Below are 18,841 nucleotides of genomic sequence, written 5' to 3' on the forward strand. Positions count from 1 at the left end.
CTCCGTGCGACCCTTGCGCCCTGCATCGCCCCGATGGAGGGTGTCGCGCAACCTCGCATGTGATGACCGGGCCGGAATGAACGCTGACAGCGCACTGCGCACCATGGCCGGGCTTTGCACCGCCATTCTCCTGGCCGCGGCGCTGTCGCTGGCGCAGTCGGTGCTCGCCCCGGTCACCTTCGCGCTGTTCCTGATCGCGCTCGCCTGGCCGCTGCAGCGCGGGCTGGAACCGCGTCTGGGCGGTGCGGTCGCGATGATCGTCACGCTGCTCGTGACGCTCACAGTCGTGGGATTGATGGTGTACCTCGCCGCCTGGGGCTTCGGGCGGGTCGGCCGCTGGGTCATCGCCAATGCCGCGATGATGCAGGAACTCTATCTGCGCAAGCTGGAATGGGCCGCCGCGCAGGGGATCGAGGTCGCGCCGATCCTCGCCGAGCACTTCAACATGCGCTCCCTCGTGCGCCTGGCCCAGGAGGTGCTGAGCCAGTTGCAGGGCCTGCTGACCTTCGTGGCCGTGACGATGGTCTTCATGATCCTCGGCCTGCTGGAAACCGGCGGCACGGCGCGGCGGATGCAGGCGATGGGCGGCACCGGCGTCGCCGTGCTGGAAGCGCTGGCCGAGACCGCATCCAAACTACGCACCTACATGGCCGTACGCACGGTGATGAGCGCGCTGACCGGCCTCGCCGTCTTCGCCTTCGCCTATGCCATGGGGCTGGAACTGGCGGCCGAATGGGGCGTCATCGCCTTCGTGCTGAACTACATCCCCTTCATCGGGTCGTTCCTCGCCACGCTGTTCCCGACGGTGTTCGCCATCCTGCAATTCGGGTCGTGGCAGTCGGCGATCACCGTCTTCGCCAGCCTGCAGGTGATCCAGTTCCTGTCAGGCAGCTACATCGAACCGCGCCTGGCCGGCGCGCGGCTCGCCATTTCCGCCTTCATGGTGCTGGTGGCGGTGTTTCTCGGCGCGTTCATCTGGGGCGTGCCGGGCGCCTTCATCGGCGTGCCGGCGCTGATCGCCGCGCTGACGGTCTGCGAGCGCTTCGAGGGCAGCCGCTGGGTCGCCACGCTGCTGTCCGGAAAATAGGGGAAGGGGGCACCGGCCTTGATCATCCAGTCTGCATGCCGGCTGCGTGCCCGCCTCGCCACGGTGCTCGTGCTGCTGCTGGCGCTGACGGGGTGCGGCTACATCAACCGCCTCGACCCGCCACCGCTTGCGGCGACGGAGGCACTGCCCATCCTGGGCATTCCGAATGCCCGCTTCTGGCCGGATGGTGACACCGGGCCGCTGCTGCGCGAGATCGGCCAGTTGAATGCGCGCCAGGCCGCGGTCGTCGACCCGCGCCAGCCGCTGGCACCGCGCAACTTCCTGGCCCTGTCCGGCGGCGGCGACAACGGGGCCTTCGGTGCTGGGCTGATGGTGGGCTGGACGGCTTCGGGCCGCCGGCCGGTCTTCGACGTGGTCACCGGCATCTCCGCCGGCGCGCTGATCGCGCCCTTCGCCTTCCTCGGCCCCAGCTATGACCAGCAATTGCGCGAGGTGTTCACCGAGGTCGCCCCGCAGGACGTGATCCTGATGCGAGGCATGCTGCGCGCCGTGCTGTTCGGGGAGGCACTGGCCGATACCTCGCCGCTGTACCGGCTGATCGAACGCCACGTAAACGAGGCGATGCTCGCCGCCATCGCGGCCGAATACGGCCGCGGGCGGCTGCTGCTGATCGGCACCACCAATCTCGATCTCGGCCGGCCGGTGCTGTGGAACATCGGCGCCATCGCCGCGAGTGGCCACCCGCAGGCGCTGGAACTGTTCCGCCGCATCCTGCTCGCCTCCGCCTCCATCCCCGGCGCCTTCCCGCCGGTGCTGGTGGATGTCGACGTCGATGGCCGCGCCTATCAGGAAATGCATGTCGATGGCGGTGCGGCGCTGCAGATGTTCCTCTACCCGCCGACCCTCACGTTGCGGCCTGAATTCCGGAGCCGGCGCAACATGCGCGAACGTACCGCCTGGGTGGTGCGCAATGGTCGGCTCGATACCGAATGGTCCTCGACCAACCGCTCGATCCTCGGCATCGCCTCGCGCTCGGCCTCGACGCTGCTGCATTTCAGCGCGGTGAACGACATCACGCGCATCTACCTGACCACGCAGCGCGACGGGGTGAATTTCCGGCTGGCCTATATCGGCCCGGAATTCGATGCGCCGCGATCGGAACCGTTCGAGACGGCGTATATGCGCGCGCTGTTCGAGTACGGGTATCGGCAGGGCGTGGATGGCAATCGCTGGGCAACCTCGCTGCGGCCGATCGGGTCGATCGAACGGAACAACGACGGGCGTTGACGCGCTGCGACGCGGCGCCCGGAGAGGGGCTTTGCCCCTCTCCGAACCTCACCCCACCAAAGGCCGGTGGGCCTTTGGAAACCGTCACCTGGCGCTTGGCATCCCAGCCAGCGTTGGGTGCGGGAATTCGGGCCATCCGCGCGGTGTGAATGTCTCCTTTGGCGCTGACGATCGCGCCCGGCACCAAATCAAGGTTTCCAAAGGCCCACTGGCCTTTGGTGGGGGTGGTCCGGAGGGGGCGAAGCCCTCTCCGGCCTTCCGCGCCATCCCCGCGACGATGAAGCTTCGCACTACTCCAGTCGCAACGCCGCGCGCATTTCCGCCGCACCGGCAGGGTCGGCCAGGGCGGCCAATCGGCCCGCGGCCAGCATCGCCACACGCTGCGTCAGCGCACGGCGGCGCACCGACGCCAGGCGGTGTTCCGGTGCCTCGCGCAGCAATGCCGCCTCGCGGTCCTCGGCCACCAGCAGGCCAACGTCGCCGGGCAACAGCGCCTGCGGAAAATCGAGATCGACGGCGAAGTACAGCCGGTCGCACCAGGCGCGGTAGTCCTGCCACTTGCCGTCACACAAAAAGTCCCGCGCGCAGGACTTCACCTCGAGGATGACGAGATCGCCGCTGGGCAGCAGCGCCAGGATATCGGCGCGGCGCCCATCGGGCAGCGGCACCTGCTCGACCGGCGCCCAGCCGCGCAGGGCGCAGAAGCGCGCGGCGGCGCGGGTGACGGAAAGCGTACGGGCGGGGGCGTCCATTGCATCAATGTTCGCTCTATGTTCGCTGCGAATCAAGACCGGCGGCATTCGCGGGCGGCGAATACCGCCTTCGCCAAGCACTGCTTCCGCCCGCATCCGCCGAACAGCAAGGTGCCGTCACCAAGGGAGCGAAACGACGACATGGCCGCATCAGACCTCCGGCGCCGGCTGCTGGCGAATGACACGATCCTGTGCGGCGGCGTGTGGGATTCGCTCTCCGCCATCATCGAGGAACGCGCCGGGTTGGACGCGGTGAAGCTCGGCTCCTCGCAGCTCGCCGCCTCGCTCGGCTTGCCGGATATCGGGCTGCTCTCGGCCGCCGAGACGCGCGACCGCATCTTCAACATCACCGACCATATCGAAATCCCTCTGATGGTGGATTTCGAGAGCGGCTACGGCAGCGAGCGCGACATCGCCTCCGCCGTCCACTGGGCGCATGAGTTCGAGCGCGCGGGTGCGGCCGCCATCCACATCGACGATTACGGCGACGACAAATGCCCCTGGCTGCCGCCCTTCATCCCGGTGCTGATGAGTGCGGAGAGCATCGCCGACAAGATCAAGGCGATCTGCGACCGCCGCCGCAGCGAGGACTTCCTGGTCATGGTGCGCTCCGGCGCCACCTCCTCGATCGCCTTCAAGGACAAGGAAGCAGCCTTCGAGGAAAGCCTGCGCCGCTTCCATCTGTGGAAGGACGCGGGTGCGGACATCATCTGGCCGCGCGTCTTCACCGAGGATCATCTCGCCCGCGCCCGGGCGGAACTGCCCGGTGTGTTGTCGCAATCCATCGCGGGGAAGAAGGCGCAGGGCCGCGTCGGCGCGGAGGGCCGGGCGGAACCCTCCTACTCCGCCTATGAATACGCCGATCGCGGATACCGGTTCCTCACCGTCGGCGCGACCTTCCAGACCGTGATGATGCAGGCGCTGACCACCGCCGCACGCAAGTTCCGCGAGACCGGCGACTGCAACGACTTCGCCGAGATGTCGATGCCGTTCAAGGAATGGATCGAACTCGTCGACTTCTCCGACTGGTACGCGCTGAACGCGTGACGCAGGGCAGGAACTGGAGGACACCATGCTGACACGACGCACGATGCTGGCCGCGGCCGGCGTGCTGGCGGCACCGCGCCTGGCCCGAGCCGCCTGGCCCGCCGACCGCCCCATCGAGGTGATCGTCCCCTACCCGCCCTCAGGCGGCGGCGACACGCAGACGCGCTTCGTCATCAGCCATGTCGCGCGCCAGATGCCGCATGCGCGCTTCGTCGTGCAGAATCGTGCCGGCGCCGGCGGACAACTTGGGTTCGAGGCGAATTTCAACGCCGCACCGGATGGCTATACCTTCGGGCTGATCACCAACACCGCGCTGCATGGCCAACCGCTGGAACGGCGGGTGCGCTTCCGGCCACGCGACTTCTCCTTCATCGCCAATGTCGTCTTCGATCCCACCGCCTTCTGGGTGGCGGCGGACAGCCCGTTCCGCAATCTCGACGACCTGGTTGCGGCGGCGCGGCGGGCGCCGGAGACGATCGGCGTCGGCACCGCGGGCGTCGGCTCAGACGACCACCTGCTGATGATGGCCTTCGAGGAACTGACGGATACCCGCCTGCTTCACGTGCCCTACAACGGCACGGCGCCGACGCTGCGTGACCTGCTCGGCGGACGTTTGCCGATTGGCGGTTTCAATGCCGGTGAAGGCGGTGCGCTGTATCGCGAGGGCAAGATCCGCTGCATCGGCCAGTCCGGGGCCGAGCGCTGGTCGGGCATGCCGGAGGTGCCGACCTTCCGCGAGCAGGGTTTCGACCTGATCAGCGGCAGCGCGCGCGGCTATGCCGGCCCGCCGGGCCTGCCGCCCGACATCCTGGAAGGGTTCCGCACCGCCTTCGCCGCGGCCATGGACACACCGGAATTCCGCGCCGATGCGGTACGTCTCGGCCTGCCGATCCAGCCGCTGATCGGCGAGGCCTATCGCCGCATGATGGCAGAGGAGGATGAACGCATGCAGGCGCTGTGGCGTCGGAGGCCGTGGCGGGAAGGCTGAGCAGCTTGCTCAGGCGCAATCGTCTGCGAGATGGTCGCGCAGCAGCCATACCGGCGGCGGCAGGGCCGCATCATCGCGCACCACCAGGGACAATTGCCGTTCCGCCCAGGGTTCCGCGAGCGTCACGCCGCGCAGTCCGAAGCCTGCCGCGTGCGGCAGCACGACGCCTTCCGGCATGACGCCAATGCCGTGGCCGGCCGCGATCAGGTGCCGCGCCGCATCGGTGCCCTGCACGCGGAATCGCCAGCGCGGCGTGCGGCCAAGCCGTTCCGCCTCATCCTCCAGCCGCAGCGCCAGCGATCCGCCGGCGAGCACACCGATCATCGGCTCCTCCAGCACCTCGGCGTAGCGCAGCGCGTCGCGCCCGGCGAAGCGATGCGCCGCCGGCATCGCGACGACCAGCCGATCGGTTCGCCAGGGATGCGCGACCAGACCCTCCGGCAGCGCATCGGACCGCGAGACGATGCCGATATCCGCCTGGCCGTCGATCAGCGCGCGCAGCACGGTCAGCGCCGTCGCTTCGGTCAGCTCGACTCGGATGCCCGGCTGCCGCTGCGCGAAGCCGGCGAGCGATTCCGCGAGGCGCTGGCCGGTGATGGCCGAGGCGGTGGCGTGCAGCCGCACGCTGCCCCGTCCACCGGCCGCGAAGGCCCGCATGTCGTCGGCCAGCAGCGACAGGCGATCGAGCAGCCCGCGCGCATGCACCGCCAGCGCCTCCCCCGCTGCGGTGGCGCGTACACCGCGCGAACTGCGCGCCAGCAGCGCTACGCCGAGATCGGATTCCAGCAACTGCAGCCGCCGCGTCGCCGCCGAGACCGCGATGCCGCAGCGATCCGCCGCCCGCGTCACGCTGCCCGCATCAAGGCAGGTCAGGAACAGGCGCAGCGTCACCCAGTCGGGCGGCGGTGGCATGCGTGGCTGGCCCTACCGCACCAGGCCGCTCGGCTTCGGCGTCGCCCCCACATTCCCGGCCGTCCGCCCCGCATCGACCGGCAGCGTCACCCCGGTGATCCAGCGCGCCGCCGGAGACGCCAGGAAGCAGGCGGCCTCCGCCACGTCCCAGGCCGATCCTTCGACCTTCAGCAGCCCAGCCGTGGCGCGCTGCTGGCGCAGCTCATCGGACATCCCACGGGAAGCGACCATCGGCGTGTACACATAGCCGGGTGCCACCGCGTTCACTCGGATCAGGTCGCCGCCATGATGCGCGGCCATCGCCCGCGTCATCTGCACGATCGCGCCCTTGGTCGTCGCATACAGCAGCCCGGGATGCCCGCCTTGCAGCCCGGCCACGGAAGCGAGGTTCACGATCGCGCCCGCACCCTGCTTGCGCATCTCCGGCACGGCATGGCGCGCCATCATCACCATGGACTTCACGTTGACCTGCATGCCGTGGTCCCAGGCTTCGAGGTCGAGCACCGTCGCGTCGCCGGCCGGGCCGGAGATGCCGACATTGTTCACCAGGATGTCCACCCGACCCCACAGCCGCAACGCCTCGGCCACGGCAGCCTTGCAGTCGGCATCCTTCGACACGTCGCACACCGCGGAGGCGCTGGTGCCCCCTTCGGCGTGGATCATGTCCCCGGTGCCCTTCAGCCAGCCGAGTTCCACATCCAGCAGCAGCACGCGCGCCCCGCGCCGCGCGAGCAGGGCCGCAATGGCGCGGCCATTGCCGAGGGTCGTGGTCCCGGTGCCGGGATCACGCGATCCGGCGCCGGTCACGATGGCGACGCGGCCATCGAAACGCGTGTTGTCCTGCATGCTTCGTTTCCTCCTGTTGTCGCGAAGCCTGCACCGGGACGAAGGGCCTGCAAAGGTTGCGCGCGCCGTGGCCCGGGCCCACCTGATCGGAATGATTCGCCGCGCCCTCCTCGCCGTCGCCCTGCTCGCCACGCCTGCGCTGGCGCAGGAGGCACCGGTCGTCTCCGAACGCGCGACCTTCCGCGTCACCACCTTCGCGACCGGCCTCGAACACCCCTGGGGCGCGGTGTTCCTGCCGGATGGCTCGATGCTGGTGACCGAGCGACCGGGCCGGCTGCGCCGCGTCACGCCGGATGGCCGCGTCTCGGCGCCGCTCGCCGGCGTGCCGCAGGTGGAGGCGGTCGGCCAGGGCGGGCTGCTCGACATCGCCCTGGCACCGGATTTCGCGCGGACGCGGGACGTGTTCCTGTGCCAGGCCGCGATGGTGGAAGGTGGCGCGCTGACACGCCTGGTCACCGCGCGGCTGTCGCCGGGACATGACGGGCTGACCGGCCTGCGGCGCCTGCTCGACGCGACGCCGGCGCAGTCGAGCGGCCGGCTGCATTTCGGCTGCCGCATCGTCTTCGACCGGGATGGCTTCCTGTATCTCTCGACCGGGGAGCGCAACGAGCGCGCCCGCGCGCAACGGCTCGACGATCTCGGTGGGAAGGTCATCCGCCTGATGCGCGACGGGCGCGTGCCGCCGGACAATCCGTTCATCGGTCGTCCCGATGCGCGAGCGGAGATCTGGTCCTACGGCCATCGCCACCCGCAGGGCCTGGCCATCAACCCCTGGACCGGCAGCCTGTGGGAAGCGGAATTCGGCCCGCGCGGCGGGGACGAGATCAACGTCATCCGCCGTGGCGGGAATTACGGCTGGCCGGTGGTCAGCCATGGCCGGGAATATTGGGGCCCGCGCATCTCCCGCGAGGTCAGCGCACCGGGAATGGAGGACCCGATCCATGTCTGGGTGCCCTCGGTCAGCCCATCCGGTATCGCCTTCTATGACGGGGCGGCCTTTCCCGGCTGGCAGCGCAGCCTGTTCGTCGCGGCACAGGCCGAACCGGGGCTGGTGCGGCTGACCACCGATGGCGACCGCGTGACGGGCGAGGAGCGGTTGCTGTGGGGCAAGGCGCGCATCCGGCAGGTGGTGGTGGGGCCAGATGGGCGGTTGTTCCTGCTGACGGATGCGCCGGATGGGGTGATCCTGCGGCTCGATCCGGCGTGATCGGAGGATCTGCGGGATTGGAGCGACGTTCCTGGCCTGCCCAACGCGGTGAACGAGGGATCATTGGAGGGGCGCTGCCCCTCCAAGCCACCCCGCCAGGGGGCTGCGGCCCCCTGGACCGCGGGGGTTTGGCGCTGGGCATCGCGGTTCGGCGGCGTGGAACGCGACCGATGGGCGCTACGCCGGACATCGGCCCCGCTGCCGATCCACATAGTGCAGATCGCGTTTAGATGGAATCATCTGGACGCGTGAAGATGCTCTCAAAACAATAGGCTGGAGCATGTGGCGTGAGCGCATGCGAACGCAGCATGCTCCAGCCTCGGATTATCCTGATCCGGCTGCTGCATTCGGCGGAGCGTTCGCGAGCCACGACTTGGCGCCGGACGACCACACCCGGACCAGCCTTGACGTCAGGTGCAAAAGCCCCGCGGTCCAGGGGCCCATTGGCCCCTGGCGGGGAGCGGTCCGGAGAGGGGCGGCGCCCCTCTCCGCGCCCTTCACGGCAAGTTCAACATCACCCGATGCGCCGCACTCGGCGTCCCCTGCGGCAACCGCAGCCTCAGCTTCGCCGCCAGCAGATGCACCCCCGGATGCCCCTTCGCCTCCGGCAATTCGGCGCTCGCTTCGGCGAGCGGCCCGTCCTCCCCGCAGAGGCCCTGCAGCCAGGCGTTCAGTGCGCGGGACGCCGCCGCCGGGCCGTGGCCGCGATGCAGTTCATGCGCACCGCGCAGCGCCAGCGCCTGCAGGAAGCGCCCCATGCCCAGCACCCAGGGCAGGCGGGCGGCCATCGCGGCATCCGCCGTCGCTGACGGGGCGTGGAAGCGCGGCGGGTTGTGCAGCGTAGGCGCCAGGAGCACCGCCGCGCGATCCGCCCCGCGCGGAACCAGCAGCGTCAGGCCGAGCGTGGCGAGGCTGATTTCCTGGCCATCCGAGGGATCGCATTCGGTTGGCACGGCGCCCATGGGCGGCAGGCCGGCCTCGGTGCCGTCCTCCCGGCCTTCGATGGAAGCCGCCCAGCCATCGCGGCGAAAGGCGGCGGCGATGCGGGCGGCAAGCACCCAGCCGCCACCGGTCCAGCGCGGCGCACCCTCCCCGCCCCGGGCCAGCACGCGCGGGCCGACCAGGGTGAGGAAGCGCGCCTCCTCGCTGTCGCGCAGCGTGCGCCAGGCGATGTGGCGTGGGCCTTCATGCACGCGGGCGAAGTCGCGGCGGCCCGGCAGATCCGACCAGTTGGCGAGGTCGAGCAACGCCGGCGCGGCATGCGCCACCACCGGGACGAAGGCGCCGGCACCCGCCGCGGCCAGTCCGCGCAGGGCGAGCACATCCTCTGGCTCGGCGGAGAAATCGGCATCCATCAGCAGCAGGCCGAAGGGTTCCTCCGCGCCGAGCCCTTCATCCCACAGCAGCAGGGACAACTCGCTGTCGGCCGGGTCCTGTACGTCGCGCAGGTCGCGCACGACCTCGCGCTTCGTGAGCGGCATCAGCTTTACGATCGCCGGCGCACCTTCCTGCGCCTCGACGAGGCGATGCAGGGAACGCCAGGCGGCCTCCAGCGCCACAAAGCGCGGATGGTTGCGGATCGCTGCCTGCATCAGCGCGATCATCGCCTCGACCTTGGCCAGCGCGCGGTCTTCCGAACCGCCGGCAGCGGTCACGGTCGGGCGTGCCGCCTCGGTCGCGGCCAGTACCATCGCGAACGGGTCCTCCGCGTCATCGGGCGTCTCGGGCATCGGAACCTCCGCGGTGGCCAGGGGGCAGGGTAGCGCGGCACGCGGGGGCTGTCCCGCCATGGCTTGACGCGACCACGCGCGGCACCGATGCATGCGCCGCTTGCGCCCGGACCTCGCTCTCCTCCCCCTCCTCGCCGCTGCCGGCTTCGCCGCCGGGGGCGGTATGCGCCTGATGGACCCGCTGCTGCCGCTGCTCGCCGCCGATTTCGGCGTGGGCGTGGCGGCGTTGGCGCCGGTCGTCGCAGGGTTCACACTGGCCTACGGGGCCGGGCAGCTGGTGACGGGGCCGCTCGGCGACCGCTTCGGCAAGGTGCGCGTGGCGGCGATCGCGCTGCTGCTCTACGGGCTCGGGCTCGCTGCCTCGGTGCTGGCCTGGGACCTCGCATCGATGACGCTGCTGCGCACGGGAACCGGGCTGGTGGCGGGCGCGGTGATCCCGCTCGCCATCGCCTGGATCGGCGATGCGGTGCCCTATGAAGACCGCCAGGCGACGATTGGGCGATTCCTGACCGGCATGGTCATGGCACAGTTGCTGATCGGGCCGCTGTCGGGCATGGCGGCGCAGTTCTTCGGCTGGCGGGCGTCCTTCCTGATGCTGGCCGTGCTTGCGCTGGTGGTGGGCGGGCTGCTGGCGCGCCGGCTGGGCCCCGCCGTCATGTTCGGTGGCGCGACGGGGCAAGCGCGCGGCTTCGGGTTCGGCCAGTACATGCGGCTGCTGCGCGCGCCCGCAGGGCGGCGACTGATGGCGGCCGCGGCGCTGGACGGCGCGGCGCTGTTCGGCGGTGCCTTCCCATTCACCGGCGCCTTCCTGATCGAGGATTTCGCCTTGTCGCCCGGTGAGGCCGGGCTGGTGGTGGCGGGCTTCGGCCTCGGGTCGTTCCTGTATACGCGGCTGGCGAAGCGGCTGGTCGGACGACTGGGCGAACAAGGGCTGGTCGCCGCCGGCGGTGCGGGGCTGACGCTGGCATTGGCGGGGCTGGCTTTCGCACCGTCCTGGTGGGTGGTGGCGGCGCTGCAGGTGCCAATGGGAATGGCCTTCTACATGTTCCACGGCGTGCTGCAGGCGCGCGCGACGGAAGCCCTGCCGGATGCGCGGGCAACCGCCGTCTCGGCCTTCGCCATGGCGCTGTTCCTGGGGCAGAGCGTCGGCGCACTGGCTTTCGGGGCGGTGCTGCATGCGGCGGGATATGGCGCCGTGTTCGCGGGTGCCGCGGCGGTTACGGCGGGGCTGGCAGCCTGGGTTGCGATGGCGCCGGCGCGGTAGCGCCGGTCCCGATCGGGCGGAAGTCGCTGACCGGGTAGGCATGTCTGCTCGCATGCAGGTCTGGGGCGGTCGCCCCGCGCCGGGGTGGGCGGGGTGGCTTGCCTGCCCGAAATGCCGAAGGCCCGGTGTCGGTTTCCAACGGCCGTCCGGCCTTTGGTGGGGTGAGCTCGAGAGGGGCGAGGCCCCCTTCGGTCCCGCAGGTCAGGCCGCCGGTATCAGGCCGGCACCGCCTCCCGCAGGGCCAGGGCGAGCGGGCGGACATGCTCGGCATAGCGGATCGTGCGGCCATAGACGCCCCGGGCGGCACGCTCGGCGCCGATCCGCTCATACTCGGGCACCGACACCTCCGGCCAGGCGAAGCGCGCGGGCAGGATATGCTCCTCGGCCAAGGCTGCGGGATCGGCGCGCAGCAGGGCTTCCGCTTCCTCCGCCAGTGGGGCATAGGCCGCGATGGCGACGCGCTTGCGCGCCAGCGTCCCGGCATCGAGGCGCAGCACCTCGCCACTCCGGCGCGGCGCCATCAGCGGATAGGTCAGCCGCGCCCCACCGATGCGCACCGCCACCGCATCGGCCACCGCGGCCGCCAGGTCATGCATCGGGTTGTAGCCTTCGACGGGATCCGCGATGACCGACGCGCCGGGCGTCGCCGCCGCGGCGATCGCATCCGCCGCCGCGATGAACGGCGCGACATCGCCGTGGAGGATCGCGGCATACCAGGCACGGTCGGGCATGGCGCCGAACACCGGCCCAGGGGCGGCGCCGCAGCCCTTCGCCAGGGCCGCCGAATACTGCGTGCGGGCCGGGGCAATGCTGCCCGATCCGTCAGTCAGGATGCACAGCAGCGGCCGTTCGCGCTCCATCCAGGCGAACAGGCGCAGCTCATGGCCAGGATGCGCGACGATCAGCAACGGGCGTGTCATACCATCACCCTAATGCCGCAGCCGTTACCGGACCAAGCCCGCACCCCGCGCGCCATCCTGCTGACCAACATCATGCTCACCCGGCGCACCGGCACCGAGGTGGTGACGGGCCAGCTTGCCGACGGGCTGCGTCGGCGCGGGCACGACGTCATGGTCTTCACGCCGCAGGCCGGTCCGCTGGCGATGCAGATGCGAGCGCGTGGGCATGTGGTGGTGACTGACCCGGCGGCGCTGCCGCGACGGCCGGACATCATCCACGCCCATCACATCGGCCCGGCGATGGCCGCCCTCGCGGCCCATCCCGGCGTGCCGGCCATCTTCGTCAGCCACGACGCCACCGCGCCGTTCGACGCCGCGCCGCCGCATCCGGCGATCCGGCGCATCTTCGCAGTCGATGAACGCTGCCGCGCGCGCCTGGTGGCCGATGGCGTGCCGACGGAGGCGGTCGGCCTGCTGCCGAACGCGGTGGACCTGTCGCGCATCCCGCCGCGCGCCGCCCCGCTGCCCGTGCGGCCCACGCGCGCAGTGGTGCTGGCCAAGCAGGGCGCGCATCTGCCTGCCATCCGCGACGCCTGCGCGGCGGCGGGCATCGCGGTCGAGGAATTCGGCCGCGGGCCCGGCCGCATGACCGATGCGCCCGAGGCGCTGTTCGCCACCGCGGACCTGGTGTTCGCCACCGCGCGCGCGGCGCTGGAAGCCGCGGCGGCCGGGGCGGGCGTGATCGTCTGCGACGCGCGCGGCTGCGCCGGATTCCTCACCCGCGCTCGGGCGGAGGCCTGGCTGCCCTGGAACCTCGGCGCGGGCATCCTGGCCAACCCCGCCGCGCCCGGCCCGATCGCCGCGGCCATCGCCGAATGGTCGGCCGGCGAGGCCGCGTCTGCGTCAGCGCTCATCCGCGCCGAACGTAACCTCGAGGCGCTGCTTGACCGCATCGAGGCGATCCATGCCGAGGTGCTTGCCGCCGGCGATACGGTGGACCCGGCGCAGGCGGCCGCCGCGATGGGGGCCTTCATCGCCGGCTGGGTGCCGAGCTTCGACCTCCAGGCACCGTGGCGACCGCTGGCCATCGCGGTGGGCGGCGCAGCCCCAGCCCCACCCGCCGCCGAGATCCTGCCGGGTCAGGTTGCCACGCTCAGCGAGCAGGTCACCCGCCTGGCCGCGCAACACTCCGCCGTCGCGCCGATGCTGGAGGCACTGCGGGCGGAGCTGTCGGTCGTCGCGGCGCGCAGCCAGGCGATCGCGGCGCGTGGCGAGGCGATCGAGGCGCTGTTGCATCGCGGACCGCTGCGACGGCTGCGCGACGGCGCCGCGGCCGTCTGGCGGGCGGTGGTGCCGCGCGCGATCCGCGCGCCGCTGAATCGCTGGCGCCGGGGCAGGCCGGCGCCTTGACGCGAACGGGCCGGTTCAGCCGGCCTCGTCTTCCTCGCCTTCGACCATCGCGGCCTGCAACTGTTCCGTGGTGATCAGCAGGATGCGGCGCGCATCGAGGATTTGCGGCGCCTGGTGCTGCAACTCCTCCCAGCGGTCCTCCACCGCATCGAGCGCGGCATCGAGGTCGGAGAAGGTCTCGGTCTGGGGCGCGGCGCCGGCGGCGCGCCAGCGCAGGGTGACGGGGCCTTGGGTGGTCATGGGGGCAGCACCGCGGATCGGGGTTGAGGCCGTGCCGGCTGCAGCCGACGGCAGCAGGACATAGGCGGGAAGCGGCCGGCTTGGCCAGGGGGCGCGCCTCGCATGGATCACCTTCGGATGGAATTCATCCGGTCGCGTGGCGACGCTGATACGGCACCGCCGAGACCAGGTGGCGCGACCGACCCGCGCGAGGCGCGGTCCACCGCAGGCACCTCGCCTGCCGGCGCGCATCGCGGTAAGCAGACCGACCAATCGGATCGGGAGGAAGGCGGCATGACCGTGCAGCGCAAGACGGCACTCATCACCGGGGCGGGGCGCAATATCGGGCGCGCCGTCGCACTCGGCCTGGCGGAGGACGGCTTCAACGTCGTGGTGAACGGATCCTCCGACCGCGCCGCCTGCGATGCGGTCGCGGCCGCCGCGCGCGGCTTCGGCGTCGAGGCGATGGTGGTGATGGGCGATGTCGGCAGCGCGGCGGAATGCGCCCGCATCGCCGCCGAGGCGATCGCCCGCTTCGGCACCGTCGACGTGCTGGTGAACAACGCCGCGCTGCGCCCGGCCAAGCCGTTCCTGGAGATGAGCGAAGTTGAGTGGCAGCGGGTGATGGCGGTGGACCTCGACGCGTCGGTCTGGCTGTCGCGGGCCTGCCTGCCGGGGATGCTGGCGCGCGGCTGGGGGCGCATCGTCAACTTCACCGGCATGAACGCCATGCAGGGCTATGGCGGTCGCGCACCGGTCAGCGTCGCCAAGCACGGCGTCTGGGGACTGACCAAGGCGCTGAGCAAGGAATTCGGCCCGAAGGGGATCACGGTGAACGCGATCTCGCCGGGCCCGATTGCCGCCGATGAGGAACCCACGGATGCGGCGACGACGGCCTATCGCGCGGCCGCCGTGGCGAAGGTGCCGCTCGGCCGCCAGGGCACGCCGGTGGAAGTCGCCGCCATGGCGCGGCTGCTGGTCTCGACGGGTGGCGCCTACGTCAATGGGCAGATGCTGCAGGTGAATGGCGGCGCGCAGACCTGAGCCGCCGCCCCGGATGGCGCCGCAGGGCGCCATCCGTCGTTCAGGCGACCTTGTCGCCCGCGGTTGCCGAGGCGGCGTGCATGTCATAGCCGAACACCGCCATGGCCTTGGCGCAGTAGCGTTCGATGTGGGCGATCGCCTCGGGCGTCAGGGCCTCGCGGTATCCGCCGGGATGCACGCGGCGGATGTGCTTGCTGGGATCCTCGGTCTCGGGGAACACGTCTTCCTTGGCGACGAGCTTGGCGATCGCGTCCTCGGACAGCTCGACATTCAGTTGCCGGGCAATGTCCCGCGCCCATTCGATCTTGGTGTAGATCACGTCTTCATACCGGTAGATGCGCCATTCACCGGCGGCCTTGTTGCGGCTGAGCATCGCGAAGGCGTTGAAGTTGCTGAACACGCCATCGACACCGCCGCTCAGCACATAGTCCGACGGACCCTGCGCCTGGGCGCGGTTGCGCTGTTCCATGATGACGTCGCGCACGGCGCCGTCGGGCACCGTGTGGCTCTTGGCCATGGAGTGATAGAAGGAGATGGCGATGTCGCGCGGGTCACGCACCAGCATGAGCTTCCGTGAATCGCGGAAGCGCCGCAGCAGCATCAGCTGCCACAGGCCGCGGAAGCCCGAATAGACGAAGCCCGGCCGGCCGCAGAAATCCAGCAGCAGGTGGTCGCAATGGCTGAAATTGAGGCCCTGGCGGAACAGCTGCACCTCGATGTCGACGCAGCTGCGGCCGGACGCCTTGCAGATTGCCTTCACCAGGTTGTCGAACAGCACCGAGCCGCTCTTGTGCAGCGCCACGGTGTAGATCGAATCCTCGCGATCCGTCGGGTCGAACGCAATCTCGTAGGGCTGGCCGGAGAAGGTTTGCAGCTTCAGGATTTCTGGCATCGACCTCGACCTCGCGGAATTCCAGGCACCGACCACGCTGTCGGGACACAATTCATACACGCTGACGCCTCCCATGTTGCTCCGGCCATGTCAAGCGAAGACAAAGAATGCGCGCATTTTCCAAATATTGACCCAGAATATTCAGCATAAACATCAAACAATGCGCTCGGTCGCGTGAAGATCGGGCTTAGTCGAGCGGAAAATGACTGTCCGAATTTCGACAGGCGGCCTGGACCTTGGCTGGAAAAGCGGCGCTTCGTGCGGCTTCCAGCCTCATACTGGCCAGCCCTCGGCGCCGGGGCACGATGGTCTCGTTCTCTGTCGGACATGTCACAACCCTGAGTGTCGACATGGCGAAGGATCGCCCCCTATAGATGCTTAAGGCTAAGTCTATGGGGCTTGATGAATGGTGTCGTCGCAGTGCGGTCCTGCCGGGATGGCGCGGGCCGGAACGCGAATGCCGCGTCGCACGATCGGCCTGCGTGCGCGGCCCCCGATGCGCGCCTTCGCCGGGGGGATCTGACGGCACATGACCGTCATCCTCTCGCATCGGCGCGCCGGCCATTCGGTCGATGTCGCCTGGCGCGGCGCCAACCCGACCTCGACCCTGGCCTATCGGCTGGTCGAGGCAACGCCCGAAGCCCTGCTGTGCCTGCGCCTGAGCGACAATCCCGCACTGCTGCCCAATAACGATGCCCATGCGGCGCCACGCGGCGAGGGTGCCGACATCGTCATCCTGCGGCTGAGCGAGTTGGCGCGCGCCCTGCCCGGCCTGTTGCCGCAGCAGGACCGTCGCAGCGCCTTTATTGCGGCGTTGCGCGACAGCCTCGACGACTGGCCGCCGCTGGGCCAGGCGACGCCTGCATCCCGCCTGCGCGCCGCCTGCGCCGAAGCCGTCGCGCGGCTGCCCGACCAGGCCGCCGCCAAGCCCGCGCGGCGCAAGGCCACAACGGCGAAATCGGCGACCAGGGCCGATGAGGAATCGCAGGAGGCGCTGTTCCGGGCGCTCTACTTCTGCAGGCAAAGGGCGGATGGCGATGCGTAAGCGGGTCGCGTTCCTCGGGCACGGGTACCACACCAAGACGCTGTCCTCCCGCTTCATGATCGACCACATCGCCAAGACCCGCGATGTCAATCTGCATTTCGACAACAGCTGGGAAGACAAGTCCGCCGGGCTCGACCTCGAGGCGCTGGTCGCCGCCGGCTATGACGAGATCCATGTCTGGCAGCTTGAACGACCGGCGCAGAAACTCGCAGCGCTGCGGCCGGGCTGCCCGGTGTTCTTCTACCCGATGTTCGACAGCTGCCGGATGCTGGGCGACGACTTCTGGCTGTCGCTCAAGGACCATCTGCACATCGTCTGCTTCTGCCGCGCATTGCATGAGCGAGTGCGACGCCTCGGGCTGACCAGCCTGTGGCTGCAATACTGGCCGGCGCCCGACATGACCTTGCCCGACTATGCCGACCTGCGCATCTTCTGGTGGCGGCGGCGGCGCGACCTGACCTGGGATTTCCTCAAGGAGCTGACCGCCAGCTGGCCGCAGCCGCGCCTGCACCTGCATGAAGCGCCGGACCCGACCTACCCGAACCCCGAGAGCCTGCCGTCGGCCGATGTCATCCGCTACAACGTGACCCGTTCGACCTGGTTCGAGGACCGCGCCGCCTTCGACCGCGTCGCCGCCACCTTCAACGTCTTCGTCGCACCCCGGCGTTTCGAGGGGATCGGCTTCTCCTTCCTCGAGGCCATGGCCCGCGGCCAGGTGGTGGTCGCCGAGAACAACCCGACAATGAACGAATACATCGTTCATGGCGTCAACGGCCTGCTTTATGAACCGGGCGCCGCCGAGGTCTGGGCGCATCACCTCACCCCCGCGCGGGCGCGCGACATAGGCAGCCGCGCCCGCCTGTCCTGCGAGATGGGCCAGGCGCGCTGGGAGGAAGGGCTCGCGCGGCTCGATACCTATGTGCGCGACTGGGGCGACGTGCCGGCGGCGCTGCTGGAACCGGCCGGCCGCGCGGCGCGGCGCTGGCTGCCGGAGCCGGCGTGATGGCGCGCATCTCCGTCGCCGTCGTCACGCGCAACGCCGAGGCCGAGATCCGCGGCACGCTCGACTCCATCCTGTCGCAGACCATGCCGCTCGAACTCGTGGTGGTCGATGGCGCCTCCACCGACGGAACGCTCGCCGCCTGCGAGGATTTCCGCGACAGCATCGACGTGCTGGTCTCCGAACCCGATGGCGGGCCCTACAACGCGATGAACAAGGCGGCCGGCCTCGCGACCGGCGACTACATTCTCTACATGAACGCGGGCGACTGCTTCGCGTCCGAGGATGCGCTCGAAAGGCTGTTCCGGCACGCGCCGGAATCGGCCGACTTCATCTACGGCCATCACTTCTACCGGCTGACGGACGGCGCCATGGAATGGCATCGCGCCGCGGACCTCGCCTTCATCCATCACCAGGTCGCCACCGGCCACGTCAACTTCCACACCATCGCCGGGATGCCGTGCCACCAATCCTCGGCGACGCGCCGGACGATGCTGGTCGCGCAGGGCTACGACACCACCTATCGCATCGCCGCGGACCATGCGCGCATCCACCAGATGCTCGCCGAAGGGCGCGAATACTATCACGCCGATGTCGATGTCTCGATCTATTCGCAGGGCGGGCTGTCGGGCCAGCAGCAGGCGCTGTGCAATCACGAATGGTACCGGATGCTGTCCGAAGCCGCCGGGCCGAAGGCGCCCGAGGTCCTGCGATTCTTCGTCGAACGCGTCCGCCCGGGCATCGCCGAATCGCCGGTCGTGGTTGCGCGCCAGATTGCCCAGGTGCGCGAGAGCGGCATCTTCATGGAAGGCTGGTATCGCGCCACCTACGGCCTGCCGGCGAACATCGAACCGATCGAGCACTACCTGTATGTCGGCGTGCGGTCGAATTTCCGGCCCAATCCGTTCTTCGACGGTGACCACTACCTCGAGCGCAATGGCGACGTCGCGAAGGCGGGCATGAACCCCCTGATGCACTACGTGCTGTATGGCGCGAAGCAGATGCGGCTGACCTATCCGTGGGAGCGCTCGCGCGGCTGGGTGCGCGGGCTGCTGGCGATCCACGACCCGCACAGGCAGACCCTGGCCGAACTGCTGGACCGCGTCGCGGCCCTGAAGCCGGCCGAGGTCGAGGCGCTGATGGCACTCGCCACCCAGGCGCGCACGGAATCCATGCAGGCCGCCGAGTGACAACATATCCGCGGATCGGGACCGATCCGCAGGACCTGGCATGCGCGTCCTGCCCGCAGAC

18 protein-coding genes are annotated in these 18,841 nt (G+C 70.0%); 11 read left to right on the top strand and 7 right to left on the bottom strand.

The annotated features are described in order from the left end of the window. The first annotated feature begins 76 nt into the window (after positions 1-76). A complete protein-coding gene (locus tag AAFN86_RS23220) occupies positions 77-1,087 on the top strand; it encodes an AI-2E family transporter (RefSeq protein ID WP_347545936.1) in 1,011 nt (336 codons plus the stop codon). Positions 1,088-1,105: 18 nt separating this feature from the next. After that, complete coding sequence (locus AAFN86_RS23225) at positions 1,106-2,335, top strand: patatin-like phospholipase family protein (RefSeq protein WP_347545938.1); 1,230 nt, start codon at positions 1,106-1,108, stop codon at positions 2,333-2,335. A gap of 290 nt (positions 2,336-2,625) precedes the next feature. Here the strand turns inward: AAFN86_RS23225 and AAFN86_RS23230 are convergent, their stop codons facing one another. Next, positions 2,626-3,087 (bottom strand): MmcB family DNA repair protein, encoded by a 462-nt coding sequence (locus AAFN86_RS23230; RefSeq protein WP_347545939.1) that lies wholly within the window; start codon positions 3,085-3,087, stop codon positions 2,626-2,628. 141 nt (positions 3,088-3,228) lie between these two features. Between AAFN86_RS23230 and AAFN86_RS23235 the strand changes: the two genes are divergently transcribed. Together AAFN86_RS23235 and AAFN86_RS23240 are read left to right on the top strand one after the other, a co-directional pair. Beyond that, complete coding sequence (locus AAFN86_RS23235) at positions 3,229-4,134, top strand: isocitrate lyase/PEP mutase family protein (RefSeq protein WP_347545941.1); 906 nt, start codon at positions 3,229-3,231, stop codon at positions 4,132-4,134. Positions 4,135-4,159: 25 nt separating this feature from the next. After that, positions 4,160-5,122 (top strand): tripartite tricarboxylate transporter substrate binding protein, encoded by a 963-nt coding sequence (locus tag AAFN86_RS23240; protein ID WP_347545942.1) that lies wholly within the window; start codon positions 4,160-4,162, stop codon positions 5,120-5,122. 9 nt (positions 5,123-5,131) lie between these two features. Here the strand turns inward: AAFN86_RS23240 and AAFN86_RS23245 are convergent, their stop codons facing one another. Together AAFN86_RS23245 and AAFN86_RS23250 are read right to left on the bottom strand one after the other, a co-directional pair. Next, positions 5,132-6,034, bottom strand: a complete 903-nt coding sequence (locus AAFN86_RS23245) for a LysR family transcriptional regulator (protein WP_347545943.1) — start codon at positions 6,032-6,034, stop codon at positions 5,132-5,134. Positions 6,035-6,046: 12 nt separating this feature from the next. Continuing rightward, the gene (locus AAFN86_RS23250) at positions 6,047-6,880 is read right to left on the bottom strand and encodes an SDR family oxidoreductase (protein ID WP_347545944.1); all 834 of its coding nucleotides are present in this window, start codon (positions 6,878-6,880) and stop codon (positions 6,047-6,049) included. Between the two features lie 91 nt (positions 6,881-6,971). Between AAFN86_RS23250 and AAFN86_RS23255 the strand changes: the two genes are divergently transcribed. Then, positions 6,972-8,087 carry a PQQ-dependent sugar dehydrogenase gene (locus AAFN86_RS23255; RefSeq protein ID WP_347545945.1) on the top strand — a complete coding sequence of 372 codons (1,116 nt, stop codon included), beginning with the start codon at positions 6,972-6,974 and terminating at the stop codon, positions 8,085-8,087. Positions 8,088-8,584: 497 nt separating this feature from the next. On the opposite strand, the gene AAFN86_RS23260 is transcribed toward AAFN86_RS23255, so the two are convergent. Next, positions 8,585-9,817 carry a type VI secretion system contractile sheath domain-containing protein gene (locus AAFN86_RS23260; RefSeq protein WP_347545947.1) on the bottom strand — a complete coding sequence of 411 codons (1,233 nt, stop codon included), beginning with the start codon at positions 9,815-9,817 and terminating at the stop codon, positions 8,585-8,587. A gap of 91 nt (positions 9,818-9,908) precedes the next feature. Between AAFN86_RS23260 and AAFN86_RS23265 the strand changes: the two genes are divergently transcribed. Next, the gene (locus tag AAFN86_RS23265) at positions 9,909-11,081 is read left to right on the top strand and encodes an MFS transporter (RefSeq protein WP_347545949.1); all 1,173 of its coding nucleotides are present in this window, start codon (positions 9,909-9,911) and stop codon (positions 11,079-11,081) included. A 215-nt stretch (positions 11,082-11,296) separates the two neighbouring features. On the opposite strand, the gene AAFN86_RS23270 is transcribed toward AAFN86_RS23265, so the two are convergent. Beyond that, positions 11,297-12,001: a hypothetical protein gene (locus tag AAFN86_RS23270; protein ID WP_347545951.1), complete on the bottom strand. Its 705-nt coding sequence runs from the start codon at positions 11,999-12,001 to the stop codon at positions 11,297-11,299. Between the two features lie 12 nt (positions 12,002-12,013). Here AAFN86_RS23270 and AAFN86_RS23275 point away from each other — a divergent pair, with 12 nt between their 5' ends. Further along, positions 12,014-13,390 carry a glycosyltransferase family 4 protein gene (locus AAFN86_RS23275; RefSeq protein ID WP_347545952.1) on the top strand — a complete coding sequence of 459 codons (1,377 nt, stop codon included), beginning with the start codon at positions 12,014-12,016 and terminating at the stop codon, positions 13,388-13,390. Between the two features lie 15 nt (positions 13,391-13,405). On the opposite strand, the gene AAFN86_RS23280 is transcribed toward AAFN86_RS23275, so the two are convergent. Continuing rightward, positions 13,406-13,630, bottom strand: coding sequence for a hypothetical protein (locus tag AAFN86_RS23280; RefSeq protein WP_347545953.1), 225 nt, complete (start codon positions 13,628-13,630; stop codon positions 13,406-13,408). A 117-nt stretch (positions 13,631-13,747) separates the two neighbouring features. On the opposite strand from AAFN86_RS23280, the gene AAFN86_RS23285 reads away from it, so the two are divergent. Continuing rightward, positions 13,748-14,653: an SDR family oxidoreductase gene (locus AAFN86_RS23285; protein WP_347545954.1), complete on the top strand. Its 906-nt coding sequence runs from the start codon at positions 13,748-13,750 to the stop codon at positions 14,651-14,653. A gap of 40 nt (positions 14,654-14,693) precedes the next feature. Here AAFN86_RS23285 and AAFN86_RS23290 read toward each other — a convergent pair whose 3' ends face one another. Continuing rightward, entirely contained in the window at positions 14,694-15,545 is an 852-nt protein-coding gene (locus tag AAFN86_RS23290; RefSeq protein ID WP_347545955.1) for a sulfotransferase domain-containing protein, read from the bottom strand. 529 nt (positions 15,546-16,074) lie between these two features. On the opposite strand from AAFN86_RS23290, the gene AAFN86_RS23295 reads away from it, so the two are divergent. From AAFN86_RS23295 to AAFN86_RS23305, 3 genes are read left to right on the top strand one after another with little or no spacing between them, the layout of a single operon-like run. After that, positions 16,075-16,590 (top strand): hypothetical protein, encoded by a 516-nt coding sequence (locus AAFN86_RS23295; protein WP_347545956.1) that lies wholly within the window; start codon positions 16,075-16,077, stop codon positions 16,588-16,590. Next, positions 16,577-17,593, top strand: coding sequence for a glycosyltransferase (locus AAFN86_RS23300; protein WP_347545957.1), 1,017 nt, complete (start codon positions 16,577-16,579; stop codon positions 17,591-17,593). Before AAFN86_RS23295 ends, AAFN86_RS23300 begins: the two co-directional genes overlap by 14 nt. Beyond that, positions 17,593-18,780: a glycosyltransferase gene (locus tag AAFN86_RS23305; RefSeq protein ID WP_347545958.1), complete on the top strand. Its 1,188-nt coding sequence runs from the start codon at positions 17,593-17,595 to the stop codon at positions 18,778-18,780. Before AAFN86_RS23300 ends, AAFN86_RS23305 begins: the two co-directional genes overlap by 1 nt. Positions 18,781-18,841: the final 61 nt, after the last annotated feature.

The sequence above is a fragment of the Roseomonas sp. CAU 1739 genome (assembly GCF_039839775.1).
Classification (GTDB): domain Bacteria; phylum Pseudomonadota; class Alphaproteobacteria; order Acetobacterales; family Acetobacteraceae; genus Neoroseomonas.